Below are 13,448 nucleotides of genomic sequence, written 5' to 3'. Positions count from 1 at the left end.
CTGCGCCGATTCTGCGAAGGGGACCGGGTGCCGTCCAATATCAAATACCTGCTCTGTGATACCGTTTAAAGATCATGGACATCCGCCAGCTGCGCCACTTCGTGGCCCTTGCCGAGACCCTCAACTTCCACCGCGCGGCCGAGCGGCTGCACATGGCGCAGCCGCCGCTGTCGGCCTCGATCCGCCGGCTCGAGGAGCAGGTGGGCGTGCCGCTGTTCGTGCGCAACCGGCGCGGCACCGAGCTCACGCCCGCGGGCGCGGCGGCGCTCGAGGAGGCGCGGCGCGCGGTCTTCCATGCCGAGCAGTTCGCGCGCGCGGCGCAGGCCGCGTCGCGCGGCGAGGCCGGCATCCTGCGCGTGGGCTTCGTGGGCTCGGCCACCTATGCGCTGATGCCGCGCGTGCTGCCGCGCTTTCGCGCGCGCTATCCGGGCGTGCAGTTGCAGCTCGGCGAATCGACCACCGCGCGCATCGTCGAGATGGTGGAGGCCGGCGACGTCGACGTGGGCCTGGTGCGCTTCCCGATCGGGCGCGCCTGCCATGCGCGTATCTTCCCGGCCGAGCGCGACGTGTTCGTGGCCGCGGTCGCGGCCGACCATCCGCTCGCGCGGCGGCGTCGCCTGGCGCTGGCCGACCTGGCCGACGAGCCCTTCGTGATGTACGGCGCGATGGAGGTGCCGGGCCTGCATGCGGCGGCGCTGCTGGCCTGCCAGCAGGCGGGCTTCATCCCCAACGTGCAGCAGGAAGCGGTGCAGGTGCAGACGCTGATCAGCCTGGTCGAGAGCGGCCTGGGCGTGGCGCTGGTGCCCTCGGTCGCCACGCGCCACGTGGCGCGCAACGTCGTGTTCAAGCCGCTCTCGGGCGCGGGCGCGCAGGTCGCGATCGGCATCGCGCTCGCGCTGCCGCCGGGCGCGCAGACCTCGGCGGCGCAGCGCTTTCTCGAGAGCGTGCTGGAGCAGCCCGGCGCCTAGAAGCGCCGCCCCGCTGCGCTCAGGACTTCTGCCTGAAGTCCAGCGCGCTCGTCAGGTCGCCCATCGGCTGCAGGCCGTTCTTCGCGAGCGCCTTGTCGCGCTCGACCAGCCCCGGCAGCACCGGCAGCGACCAGCGGTGCGTGATGAAGCGCAGGGTCGAGGCGGTGTCGTACTGCGTCTTGTCGACGAAGCCCTTCTTCGCGAAGTCCGACACGATGAGCGCGGGGATGCGGGTGCCCGGGCCCCAGCGGTCGGCCTTGGGCACGCGCGCATGGTCGTAGAAGCCGCCGTTCTCGTCGTAGGTCACGACCACCAGCATGTGCTTCCACTGCGGGCTGGCCTTGAGCTTGGCGATCACGTCGGCGATGTGGGCGTCGCCGTCGGCCACGCTGGCATAGCCGGCGTGCTGGTTCAGGTTGCCCTGCGGCTTGTAGAAGCTCACGGCTGGCAGCGTGCCGTTGGCGACGTCCTTCAGGAAGTCGGCGTCGAAGTCCTTGAGGTGGGCGGCGCGTGCCTCGGGGTGCTGCACCGGATCGAAGGCGGCGTAGTAGTTGAAGGGCTGGTGATGGAACTGGAAGTTCGGCGTCTGCGCGGCCGGCGGCACGGCGGCCGGGAACTTGCGGTCGCCCTCGGCGATGGCGGTGGTGCTGTTCCATGCGCCGCCGTACCAGGCCCAGCTCAGGCCCCTGGCCGTGAGCAGGTCGCCGATGGTGGCCTGCGTCTGCGGCGGCAGCGTGGTCGCGGACTTGGGATCGGCGTAGTGCCGGTGGGGCGCGTCCTTGGCCGGCTCGTTGTTGCTCGGCTGGTAGGGCGGCTGCATCGTGTTGACCGCATAGAAGTTGCCGGCGGCATCCTTCGGCGTGAGGGTGCTGTCCTTCTTGTAGACGGGCGCGCCCGCGAGCACCGAGGCCGGCGAGTTGGCCGCGGGCGTGAGCCGCACGAAGTTCCCGTCGGCATCGGTGTCGATGGCCGAGATCGAGCCGTGGCCCGGCGACGCGGGATCGCCGGCGTTCGGGTACAGCGGCGCGCAGGCGCAGACCAGGTACTGGTGGTTCAGGAACGACCCGCCGAAGGCGCCCATGAAGAAGTTGTCGGCCAGCGTGTACTGCCGGGCCACGTCCCAGAGCTTCATCTTGCTGCCGTCGTAGTAGCCCATGCTGAGGCCGCCGGCATCGGAATAGGCGGCGAACTTGTCGTTCTTGCCGCCGTTGATCTGCATCTGGTTGTTGTAGAAGCGATGGACCAGGTCGCGCGTGATGACGCCTTGCGATGCCTGCAGGTGCGTGTCGTGGAAGCCGCCCGGCGCATCGATCTGGAACATGCGGTTCGGCATCCCGATCGTCCGGTTCTCGGCGATCGTGACCTCCTGGCCGCCCGCGGTCACGCCGCCCCACACGGGCGGCAGGTTCGGCAGCGTGGCGCCGTCGAAATCCTTCTGCGGCTCGCTCGCGCGGGCCGACGAACTCGGGTTCACGCCCGGGATGCCGTCGGCGCCCGGGAACAGGCCGAAGAGGTTGTCGAAGCCGCGGTTCTCGGCGTAGATCACGACCACCTGGGTGATCTCGTCGAGCGCGAAGCGGTTGCGCAGGGCCGCGACCCGGTCGCCACTGCCGCCGGCCTCGGCCACGGCCTCGGCGATGCGTTCGAGCGACTGGTCGATCTCGGTCTGCAGCACGGCCCTGGCCCTGGCATCGCCGATCCTGCCGGGGTCGGCCAGCAGTTGGCTTTCGCTCACGCCCAGGCGGGTGGCCAGGGCACTGCGCGCGGCGGCGAAGTTGCCGCCGTTGGCATCCATCAGCGCGGCGAGCTCGGTGCTGATCGCGCTGACCACGCCGCCGACGCCGGCCGGTGCGCGAAACACCAGTGGCCGGGCCACGCCGCTCTCGATGCCGCTGCCGATCTCGGCCACCACCGCACCCTGGCCCGCGAGCGTGAAGGCGCCGTTGGCATCGGTGGTGGTGCTGGCCTCGCCGCGGTCGCAGCGGCCGTTGCCGTTGCCGTCGATGCAGACCTTGGCGTTGCGGAAGGCGCCGCCCGCGACCACGCCCGACATGCCGCCGACCGCGCCCTGGTCCGAGTCGCTGGCGCAGGCCACGACGAGCGTCGCCGCGGCGAGGGCCACGGGCCAGGGTTTGAAGCGGGCGACGAAGGTGCGCGCCGAGGCGAGCGCACCGCTGCTGCGAGTGGAGGCGGTCATCATTGTGTTGTCATGAAAGAGGGACGAACCAGGCCGGCGGCCCGGCCGCGCGATGCTCCGAGGAACGGATGACAGCCGCGTTGCACGCAGCGCTTTCGCTTCCCTGCTCATTCAGGCCTAAGAAATCCCCGCGCCGCGTCATCGTTCTGACATGCGGCCCTCCTAGGCTCGTCCGCGGCCCGGCCCCGTTTCTTCTCCCGCTGCACCTGTTCCCGATGCCTCGCCCTTTCCGCCGCCTGGCCCTGCTTGCCGCGGCCGCCCTGCTGCTCGCGGCCTGCGAGCAGGCGCCCACGGCAGGCATGCAGCCCCCGGTCGCATCGCCGGCAGCGGCGAACGCGCCGGCCGCCGTGGCGGCCACCGAGCCCGCGCGCCCGGCCTATCTCGATGCACCCTATGCCGTGCTGCCGGGCCGCCGCCAGCCCACGCCGGAGCAACTGGGCGAACTGGGACGACGCATCTTCTTCGACCCGGGCCTCTCGGCCTCGGGGCGAACGTCGTGCGCGAGCTGCCACGATCCCCGGCACGCCTGGGGACCACCGAATGCCCTGTCGGTGCAACTGGCCGGCCCCGACGGCCGCAGCGAGGGCCCGCGCGCCGTGCCCTCGCTGCGCTACCTGCAGACCTTGACCGCCTTCACCGAGCACCACCACGACAACGACGGCGACGACAGCGTCGACGCCGGCCCCACGGGCGGGCGCATGTGGGACGGCCGCGCGGGCTCGGCCCACGAGCAGGCGACGCTGCCGCTGCTGTCGCCGGCCGAGATGGCCAATGCCTCGGTCGAGGAGGTGGTGCGCAAGCTCGAGCACGCGGCCTATGCGGGCGACATGCGCGCGGCCTTCGGCGACGAGGTGTTCGGAGATCCGAAGATGGCGTTTCGCGCGGCCGGGCTCTCGCTCGAGGCCTTCCAGCAATCGCCGTCGGACTTCTACCCGTTCAGCAGCAAGTACGACGCCGTGCTGCGCGGCAAGGCGGCGCTCGGCCCCGCCGAGACACGCGGCCTCGCCCTCTTCAACGCCGAGGACAAGGGCAACTGCGCCTCCTGCCACATCAGCGAGCGCACGCCCGACGGCGCCTTCCCGCTGTTCAGCGACTTCGGCCAGATCGCGCTCGGCGTGCCGCGCAACGGCAAGCTCGCGGCCAATGCCGACCCCGACTACCACGACATGGGCGTGTGCGGCCCGATCCGCACCGACATGAAGGACCACCCCGAGTACTGCGGCCTGTTCCGCACGCCCTCGCTGCGCAACGTGGCGGTGCGCCAGAGCTTCTTCCACAACGGCGTGTTCCATTCGCTCGAGGAAGTGATCCGCTTCTATGCGCAGCGCGACACGGCGCCGCAGCGCTGGTACGGGCGCGGCAAGGACGGCCACGTGCGTCGCTTCGACGACCTGCCCGCGCAGTACCACGCCAACGTCAACACCGATCCGCCCTTCGGCCGGAAGCCCGGCGGCAAGCCGGCGCTCAGCGAGGCCGAGATCCGCGACGTGGCGGCCTTCCTGCGCACGCTGACCGATGCCGACCAGCACGACGCGCCCGATCCCGGCACGCTGCGCACGGCCACGCGCAGGCCCTGAACGTCGGCATCCGCCTACACGCGCTGCCGCTTCGCCCGACAGCGGCCCGGCGTGCGGCGGTGCATCATTTCCGGGTCGGATCGCCCGCCGCACGCGCGCCGACATCGCGAGCGCGCCAGGCCGGCCGCCCGGATCCTCCCGACGGCGCCTTTGCGTGACGACATGCCCGACCTCCTTCCGAACGGCGATGCGCAGCCGGCATCGTCCATGGCTCCACCCGCCGCCCCCGCGGCAGCCGCCGGCAGCCCGCGCCCGTCGGCCGTGAACTGGGCGCTGTCCCACTGGAGCGCGCCCGCCCTGGGGCCCGGCGCACGCACGGCGGCCCCCTCGATGGACCGGCTCATGGACGCCGCCATGCACGGCGTGCGCAACTCGCTGTCCGCGATCCGCCTCGGCGTGGACCTGCTGGCGCGGCGCGGCGACCTGAACGAGGCCGACGCGGTGCTCGAGCACATCGACAGCGCGGCCGTGCGCGCCCACGAGCAGGCCGAGGAGCTCGCGGACTTCTGCCGGCTCGCGGCCGGAAGACCCATCGCCATGGTCGCGAAGCGCTTCCCGCTGCATCAGGTGGTCGGCGAGGCGATCGAGGCGCGGCGTTCCTCGCACGAGGCGATCGCGATCGAGCACGACCGGCTCGGCCATGGCGAGGGCCTCGGCGATCCGGCACGCATCGCGCAGTTCGTGCGGCTCGCGCTCGAGGAGCTCGCGCCGCGGGCGAAGTCCCGTTGCATCGTGGTCAGCGAGATCGACGGCGCGCGTTTCCGCATCGCCGTGCATGCGGGCGATGCGCCAGCGCAGGACGCCATCGAAACGCCGGGCCAGCATCTGGCCCGCGCGCACCGCCAGGCACTGTTGCGTGCCATCGCGAACGCGCACCGCGGCGAACTGCGCCTCGTGGCCGGCGCGTCGATCGAGGGACGCTTCGGCGGGGACCGCTGACTATCATCGGTCTCCTTTCCGCCAAGGAGCACGCCGCGTGCCCCCTGCCAGCATCTGGATCGTCACGCCGCCCGGCTATGCCCACAGCGGCGCCTTCGAGGAATTCGCGCTCGCGCTGAGCGAAGGCCTGCGCGAACTCGGCGTGGCCGCGCCGATCGTGCACCGCCGCCCCGAGGGCGAGACGATCGTGCTCGGCGCCAACCTGCTGCCTTCGATCGCCGACCGCCCGCCGCGCCGCGCGATCCTGTTCAACCTCGAGCAGCTGTCGCCCGGCTCGCCCTGGTGGTCCGAGCGCTACCTCGACCTGCTGCGCCGGCGCCCGGTGTGGGACTACAGCGCGCGCAACGTGGCGCTGCTGCGTTCGATGGGCATCGCGGCCACGCTGTGCGAGGTGGGCCATGCCGACGCGCTGCGGCGCATCGTGCCGCGCGAGGCACAAGACATCGACGTGCTGTTCTACGGCTCGGTCAACGACCGGCGGCGCGACGCACTGCGGGCCCTCGAGGACGCGGGGCTGCGCGTGGTCGCGCTGTTCGGCGTCTACGGCGCCGCGCGCGACGACTACATCGCGCGCAGCCGGATCGTGCTGAACCTGCACCACTACGAGGGCCGGCTGTTCGAGGTGGTGCGCGTGTCCTACCTGCTGGCCAACGGCTGCTGCGTGGTGTCGGAGACCGGAGACGATCGCGAGGCGGAACGTGCGTACGCGGGCGCCGTGGCCTTCACCTCGTACGACGGCATCGTGCCCACCTGCCTCGCGCTGCTGTGCGACGATGCGCGGCGGCGCGCGCTCGGCGCCAGCGGGTTGGCCCTGATGCAGTCGCGGCGCCAGGCCGATGCCCTGCGCGCCGCGATCGGCCAGATGCCGGGCGGCTTCGCGGGCCTGGGCGCCGGCTAGAAGTCGAAGCGCGCCGACACCTCGAAACTGCGCCCCGGCGCCAGCAGCACCTGGCTCACCGCGCGCCCGCCCCAGGTGGCGTAGAGCCGGTCCGTGAGGTTGCGCACGCGGAAGGTCAGCAGGGCAGGCTTCAGGCGGTAGCTGACGGCCGCGTCGACGGTGGAGTAGCCCTCGATGCGGATCTGGTTCGCGGTGTCGGTGAAGACGTGGCCGGCGCGGTTGAGCGAGAGGAACCACTCGAAGTTCGAGTTGTCGGGCCGCCAGGTGGCGAACAGGTTGGCCACGTGGCGCGGCACGTTGGGCGGGGTGTTGCCCACGCGCGAGACGCCGCCGGCCTCCACCAGGGTGTCGAAGCGCGCGTCGAGCGCGGCGAGGTTGCCCGCCAGCGTGAGCTGGCGCGTGGGCCGCCACACGGCCGAGAGCTCGACACCGCGCGAGGACTGGCGGCCGTTGTTGACGGTGTCGCCGGGCTTGTTGGGATCGCGCGAGAGCACGTTGTCGAGCTCGATCTTGTAGAGCGCGGCGGTCCACTCGAGCCGCGCCTCGGGCAGGCTCTGCTTGAAGCCGACCTCGGCCTGCTTGCCGCGCGACATCGGGAAGTTGGCATTCGACTGCGACAGCAGGAAGAACGAGCCTACGGGCACGGTGGCGTTGGTGTACTGCGCGTAGACGCTGGATTGCGGCGACAGGTCGTAGACCGCGCCGAGCCGGCCCGAGTCGGTGCGGTAGCTGGTGTCGAAGCGGCTGTAGCCGCCGGTGTTGAGGTCGGCGATGCCGCGCTGCACCTTGGTGCGGTCGTGGCGCCAGCCGCCCACCAGCGTGAGGCCGGGCAGCGGCTTGAGCGCATCCTCGACGAACACCGAACTCACGTCGACGCGCGAGGTGGTGTCGGTGCGGTTGCCGGCGCCGGTGGCGCTGAGAAGCGGATCGTCGCTGTAGAAGCCCGTGAACGGCGCGAGCGCCGGCACGCGCAATGCGGCGGCGGTCGAGGCCTGGCCGTCGGAGAAGCGGCGCTGGCTGTCGAAGCGCGTGCCGCTGAGTTCGCCGCCGACCACGAAGCGGTTGTCCATGCCGCCGAAGGTGCCGTGGTGGGTGGCATCGAAGCGCTCGAGCCAGAAGTCCTGGTCGTGCGTGATCCGGGTCTGGTCGCGCGCGATGCTCGCGGGCGCGACGAACACGGCGCTCTCGGAGTTGCGGAACAGGCGCTGCGACTTGTTGGCCGCCACCGTGTTGCGCCACGACCAGTTGTCGCCGAGGCGGCCGCTCAGGCGTGCGCTGAGCCAGTAGGTCTCGGAGGTGTTCTCGTTGTCGAGCACGTTGTAGTTGATGCGCGCGATGCGCCGGTCGATCACGCGGCCGTCGGGCGTGCGCACCACGCCCGTGGGCTCGGTCGCGAACCAGGCCGGCACCAGCGGCGTGCCCCAGTAGGCCTTGTTGTCGTCCTTCAGGTAGTCGAAGCTCAGGTCGAGCTTGACCGAGCCGCCGAGGTCGAAGGCCAGGCCGCTGGTGAAGTGGTCCATGCGCTCGCCGCTGCCCGGCACGTTGCCGGCGCGGCTGTCGTTGTGGCTGTAGTCGAGTCGATAGGCACCCGACTCGCCGACCGGCCCGCCGAAGCCCACGCCCAGGCGGGTCGATCCGAAGCTGCCGTAGCCGACCGAGAGCTCGCGGTTCGGGTTGTTGCGGTCGGGCCGCTTGGTCACGAAGTTGACGACGCCGCCGATCGCGCCCTCACCGTCGAGCACCGAGGCCGGGCCCTTGAGCACCTCGATGCGGTCGTAGTTCCAGGTGTCCTGCACGCGGTTGGTGACGCCCGCGCCCGAGGTGCGCACGCCGTCGTAGAGATACAGCAGGCTGGTGAAGCCGCGCGTCGACAGCGTGGTGGGCGAGGACGGCGGCCCGCCGCCCGCGAGGCCGGTGACGCCGCGCAGCGCCTCGCTGAAGGTGCGCGCGCCGCGCTGCTGGATCAGGTCCTGCGACAGCACCTCGACCGAGGCCGGCGTCTCGCGCACCGTGAGGCCCAGGCGCGAGGCGCTGCCGCTGCTGCCCTCGAGGTGCAGGCCCTCGGCGTCGCGGTTGCCCTCGACCGTGATCGCGCCCAATGCCTGTTGCGCTTGTTGAGCTTGCGGCGCCGGCTGCTCCTGTGCCTGCGCGCCCGCCATGGACAACGCGGCGATGGCCGCGGCCACGCCCGACATCGTGTGTTTCATCTGAAATTCCCTCCGGAGATTGATCGTTCTTTGGCGTGCGCGCTCAGGCCACCGAGAAGCGGCGCAGCCGCCAGCCCGCGAGGCCGAACAGCAGCAGGCTCGGCAGCAGCAGTTGCAGCACGGCCGCGAGGGCACGGTCGCGCAGCTCGCGCGGCGACTCCTCGCGCCATGCAAAGCTGGGGATGCGGTCGAAGTCGGCCGGCATCAGCGCGCTGCGTTCCTCGATGCGCGGAAAGAAGAAGTGCTTCCACGCGAGATGAAAGCCCACCGTCTGCGCGACGAACTGCGCATGGCGCCGCGCGCCGGTGCCGGCCAGCCCGGTCATGCCCTCGTAGGCCACGGCCGCGGGCGACAGCGCGCCGAAGCGCTCGAGCAGCCGCTGCTGGCCCGCATGCTGGCGCTCGAAACGCTCGAGCTCGGGCGCGATCGCCTCGTCGATCTCGCGCTCGATGCGGTAGTTGGCGAGGCCGCGCGCGCTGATCTCGATCTTGCCGTCGCGCGGCAGCAGCAGCGCGCCCTGGCCGACGTGCCTGTAGTCGGTGCTCAGCAGCTCGGCATGGCGCTTCATCGCCGCGGCCGTGAGCGTGCGCGTCTGGGTCGCGAGCTCGGTGCGCGAGGGCGCGGGGCTGGCCTGCGTGACCGCGAGGTTGAGCAGCACCGGTGCCACCAGCACCAGCAGCACCCACGCGATCATCAGCACCATGGCATTGGTGGCCGAGGGCGCGCCGAAGGCATTGACCGCCACCACCAGCGCGAACCAGAACAGCGCATAGGCGCCCACCAGCAGCGCCCACCAGAAGGTAACGGTGCCCGCGCCCGGCGCGGAGGGCGCGAAGCCCGCCTGCCGCGCCAGCAGCAGCACGCCCACGGGCAGCAGCACCGCCGGCACCAGCAGCGCGGCCGCGCGCACCGCGAGCTTGCCGGCCAGCAGCGTGCGCAGGCGCAGCGGTTGCGAGAGCAGCAGGCGCAGGGTGCCGTTCTCTCGCTCGGCCGACAGCAGGTTGTAGCCGAGCACGAAGATCAAGAGCGGCAGCAGGTAGACCAGCACGAAGGCCAGGTCGAACTGGCCGCTCAGCAGGTACCAGGGGTTCTCGATGTCGCTCGGATTCATGAAGGCCACGCGGCTCTGGTGCGTGACGCGGAACTGGCTCGGGAACAGGTCGCTGCGCCCGAGCGCGACCGGCCCGAGCGGCGCGCTCGGCAGGATCGCGTGCTGCGCGCCGTAGCTGCTGGCCATGCGCGAGGGATCGGCCGGGTTCTCGAACGGCGTGGGCTGGGCCCGGCCCGCGAGGATGGCCTCGAGCTGCGCGCGCTGCGCCGCGCGGGTGTCGCGGTCGGCCTGGGCCACGGCCACCTGCGCGCGGTCGCGCTGGGCGGTCTGCGCGAGGCCGTTGCCGAGCGCGTAGCCGACCAGCAGCAGGAACAGCAGGGCCACGGCCCAGACGCTGCGGTCGGCCAGCAGCAGGCGCAGCTCCTGGCGCATGACGGCGCGCAGCCTGAAGCCCTGGGGCGGGTTGACGATGGAGACGGACATGGCTTCCTCTTGCTTGGCTCTTTCTGAAAGGCGCGCTCAGGCCAGCGCGCGCTGGCGGCGCACGGCGACGGCCGCGAAGGCCGCGGCCAGCAGCAGGCCGGCGCACAGCACGGCCAGGCTGCGCAGCTGGTGGCGCAGCGCCCAGCCCACGCGCGGCGTCCGGTGCACGAACGGCGGCACCTTGGCCCACAGCTCGGGACCCGACTGGTAGGCGAAGTGGCGGTCGCCGAGCGGATCGGCATGCGCGACCAGGTCCTCGCTCATCAGGTCCTGCAGCCGCCGGCGATGCAGCTCGGCCGCGGTGGTGAAGCTGCGGTGGTGCGCGAAGTCGGTGCCGGCCATGCCCATCGAGTAGCTGCGCATCGCGAGCAGGGGCAGCAGCAGGCCGCTCCATTCCTGCAGCCGCTGCTGACGCTCCCAGGTGTCCCAGAGGCGGCCGTAGTGGCGGTCGTAGACCGGGTAGGAGGCCTGGTCGTCGAGCCGCAGCGCGATGCCCCATTGGCGCAGCGGCACGTCGCGGCCCCAGCGCTCGGTGGTGCCGAAGGCCTGCAGCCAGGTGCGGTCCGAGACCTGCTTGAGCTCGGCCTGCAGCGGCTGGTTGAACTCGAGCCGGGTCGGGCTCGGATAGGCCGCGCGCGCGGCCTCGGACAGCACGCGCGGCGCCATCACGGCCTGCGCCACCCACAGCGCGAGCAGCACGGTGATGGCCGCGCGCGAGGTGGCGCACAGCGCCGACACGCCGAGCACCACGAACACGAAGGCGCCGAGGTAGACCGCATAGCCCAGGCTCCAGGCCGCCAGCCGCAGCAGCGCATCGGCGCGCTCGCCGGGCGCGGCGCCCAGCCCCACCGCCAACGCGGCGACCAGGGCGGCCGGCACCAGCAGCACCGCAAGCGAGGCCGCGAGCGCAAGCGCCTTGCCCGCCAGCAGGCGCAGCGGCGAGACGCCCAGGCTCAGCGTCTGGCGCAGGATGCCCTGCTCGCGTTCGCCCGCGAAGGCGTTGAAGCCCAGCACGATCACCAGCAGCGGCCCGAGCACCTGCAGGATCCAGCCGACCGAGAGATTGCCGAAGCGCTGCAGGCCGGTGGCGTCCTGCGCGGGATTGAACTTGACCTCGCTCTGGCGATGCGCCTGCAGCCACACGGTGCTGCCGATGTAGGGGTTGATGCCCGCGTCGACCATGGCCAGCGGCGCCTCGGGCTTGAAGGCATGCATGCCCTGGTGCGCGGCGTCGTGCGGATGGCGCCGGTCCTGCGCCAGCCAGTCGCGGTAGTCGAGCGCCTGCGCGGCCTGCTGCTCGGCGCGCGCCTCGCGCTGGTGCGCCCAGCCCACGCCGAGCGCGGTGAACAGCAGCACCAGCACCAGGCCGCCGGCCCACAGCAGGCGGCCGTCGCGCAGCCGTTCGGTGAATTCGCGGTTCGCGATCCAGCGCCACATGCTCAGGCCCTCATGTGCTGCAGGTACAGCGACTGCAGGTCGATGCGCGCGATCTGCTGCGCGCCCTCGAGGCTGTCGACGAGGCGGCCGCTCTTCATGATGCCGACGCGCGTGGCGGTCTGCTGCGCATGGAACAGGTCGTGCGTGGTGGTCAGCACGGCCACGCCCTGGTCGGCCGCGCGCCGCAGCAGCTCGGAGAACTCGCTGGCCGCATGCGGATCGAGGCCCGAGGTGGGCTCGTCGAGCAGCAGCGCCTTGGCCTCCTTGGCCAGCGCCACCGCGATCCAGACCTTCTGCCGCATGCCCTTGGAATAGGCCGACACGCGCTTGTCGGCCGCCGCGTGGTCGAGGCCCACCGCCGTCATGAGCTCGAGCAGCCGTTCGCGCGGCAGCGCGCGACCCAGCGCGAGGCCGGCGAAGAAGCGCAGGTTCTCCAGGCCCGAGAGCGTGCCGTAGAGCGTGACGTGCTCGGGGATGTACGCCACGTCCTGCTTGGTCGCGAGCGGATGGCGCGTGACGTCAACGCCGTTGATCTCCACCGTGCCCGCGCTGGGCGCGATGAAGTGGAGGAACAGGTTGATGGTGGTGGTCTTGCCCGCGCCGTTGGCGCCGAGCAGGCAGTAGATGTCGCCCGCGCGGATGTCGAGGTCGAGGCGGTCGAGCGCGACATGGCTGCCGTATTGCTTGGTGAGGCCCTGTGCTCTGAGCATGGGAGGGTTCCGGTCGAAGAGAAGAAGCGGGGAAACGGCGCGCGCACGCCCGCATGCATCCGCGGTGGACGCGCGCAGGCTCACGCGCATGCGGGTGCATGCCGTGACGTTCGAAAAGGGGATTGGCTGGGCACCGAGGGCCGGTGCCGTGGCGGATCGGGGAGGCGGCCGGATCGTCCGGGCCGCGGTCTCAGGCGGTCAGCGGGCGCGCTTGTTCTTCGCGCCGCCCTGCCGCGCCTTGAAGCGCGGGTTGGACTTGCAGATCACGTAGGTGCGTCCGCGCCGGGTGACCACCTGGCAATCACGGTGCCGCTTCTTGGCTTCTTTGAGGGAGGACAGGACTTGCATGGCGTCGCGCTGTTGGATGGAAACCAGCAGTCTAAGTTATTGCGAATTCATTCGCAATAACTTTGTAAAGAAGAATGAGCACCCGCGCGGGTGCCTTGTTCAGTGCGATCGGCCGGCCGGTGCCGCCTTCGCCACGCAGGCCGCGCAGCTGCCGTGCAGGGTCACTTCGTGGCTCGCGACCTGGAAGCCCGGCGGCGCCAGGTCGTCCATCGGGCCCGGGCAGGCATGCAGCAGGAACACCTGGCCGCACGACAGGCAATGGAAGTAGTGATGGTGGTGGTCGCCCGCGCGGCCCTGCCCCTTCTCGTGTTCGTGGGCGTGGTCGCCGTGCGCGTGCGCATGCGGCTCCTCCCGGCACGAGACCTCGTAGCGCGCGGGCTCGCCGGGCAGCTCGACCTTGGCGATCTCGCCGTCCGCGAGCAGCGCCGACACCTGGCGGTAGACGGTCGACAGGCTGATCTCGGGCACGAGTTCGCGCGCATGCGCATGGATTTCGGGGGCGGTGAGCACGCGGCTGGCATCGCTGAAGGCCGAGAACACGGCGGCGCGCTGGCGGGTAAGACGTTCCATGGCCTCGATGGTAAGGCGGCGCGAACAACGCCTCGCGGTGCCCGGGGACTGCGGCGCAGGCTA

General features: G+C 71.5%; 11 protein-coding genes. 4 read left to right on the top strand and 7 right to left on the bottom strand.

Going from position 1 to position 13,448, the window contains the following annotated elements; all coding sequences use genetic code 11:
- Positions 1 to 74: 74 nt before the first annotated feature.
- Positions 75 to 968 carry a LysR family transcriptional regulator gene (locus tag AC07RM_RS21410; RefSeq protein WP_093341185.1) on the top strand — a complete coding sequence of 298 codons (894 nt, stop codon included), beginning with the start codon at positions 75 to 77 and terminating at the stop codon, positions 966 to 968.
- Between the two features lie 19 nt (positions 969 to 987).
- On the opposite strand, the gene acpA is transcribed toward AC07RM_RS21410, so the two are convergent.
- Entirely contained in the window at positions 988 to 3,165 is a 2,178-nt protein-coding gene (acpA, locus tag AC07RM_RS21405; protein ID WP_495335795.1) for an acid phosphatase, read from the bottom strand.
- Positions 3,166 to 3,380: 215 nt separating this feature from the next.
- Between acpA and AC07RM_RS21400 the strand changes: the two genes are divergently transcribed.
- From AC07RM_RS21400 to AC07RM_RS21390, 3 genes are all read left to right on the top strand, one after another.
- Positions 3,381 to 4,742, top strand: coding sequence for a cytochrome-c peroxidase (locus tag AC07RM_RS21400; protein ID WP_495335794.1), 1,362 nt, complete (start codon positions 3,381 to 3,383; stop codon positions 4,740 to 4,742).
- A 162-nt stretch (positions 4,743 to 4,904) separates the two neighbouring features.
- Positions 4,905 to 5,681, top strand: a complete 777-nt coding sequence (locus tag AC07RM_RS21395; RefSeq protein WP_495335793.1) for an ATP-binding protein — start codon at positions 4,905 to 4,907, stop codon at positions 5,679 to 5,681.
- Positions 5,682 to 5,718: 37 nt separating this feature from the next.
- Entirely contained in the window at positions 5,719 to 6,579 is an 861-nt protein-coding gene (locus AC07RM_RS21390) for a CgeB family protein (protein WP_495335792.1), read from the top strand.
- On the opposite strand, the gene AC07RM_RS21385 is transcribed toward AC07RM_RS21390, so the two are convergent.
- The 6 genes from AC07RM_RS21385 to AC07RM_RS21360 all read right to left on the bottom strand — a co-directional run bounded on the left by AC07RM_RS21385 (position 6,576) and on the right by AC07RM_RS21360 (position 13,385).
- Positions 6,576 to 8,786 carry a TonB-dependent receptor gene (locus AC07RM_RS21385; RefSeq protein ID WP_495335791.1) on the bottom strand — a complete coding sequence of 737 codons (2,211 nt, stop codon included), beginning with the start codon at positions 8,784 to 8,786 and terminating at the stop codon, positions 6,576 to 6,578. The genes AC07RM_RS21390 and AC07RM_RS21385 overlap by 4 nt on opposite strands.
- A 43-nt stretch (positions 8,787 to 8,829) precedes the next feature.
- A complete protein-coding gene (locus AC07RM_RS21380) occupies positions 8,830 to 10,320 on the bottom strand; it encodes an ABC transporter permease subunit (protein ID WP_495335790.1) in 1,491 nt (496 codons plus the stop codon).
- 36 nt (positions 10,321 to 10,356) lie between these two features.
- Entirely contained in the window at positions 10,357 to 11,757 is a 1,401-nt protein-coding gene (locus AC07RM_RS21375) for an ABC transporter permease subunit (protein ID WP_495335789.1), read from the bottom strand.
- 2 nt (positions 11,758 to 11,759) lie between these two features.
- Positions 11,760 to 12,467, bottom strand: coding sequence for an ABC transporter ATP-binding protein (locus AC07RM_RS21370; protein ID WP_093339622.1), 708 nt, complete (start codon positions 12,465 to 12,467; stop codon positions 11,760 to 11,762).
- Between the two features lie 198 nt (positions 12,468 to 12,665).
- Positions 12,666 to 12,815, bottom strand: coding sequence for a type B 50S ribosomal protein L36 (ykgO, locus tag AC07RM_RS21365; protein WP_057592821.1), 150 nt, complete (start codon positions 12,813 to 12,815; stop codon positions 12,666 to 12,668).
- Between the two features lie 99 nt (positions 12,816 to 12,914).
- Positions 12,915 to 13,385: a Fur family transcriptional regulator gene (locus AC07RM_RS21360; RefSeq protein WP_093339625.1), complete on the bottom strand. Its 471-nt coding sequence runs from the start codon at positions 13,383 to 13,385 to the stop codon at positions 12,915 to 12,917.
- Between the last annotated feature and the right edge of the window lie 63 nt (positions 13,386 to 13,448).

It is taken from the genome of Variovorax sp. GW821-FHT09B05, assembly GCF_059418265.1.
Note: the sequence above shows the minus strand (reverse complement) of the source record. Positions and strands in the feature narration are given on the sequence as shown.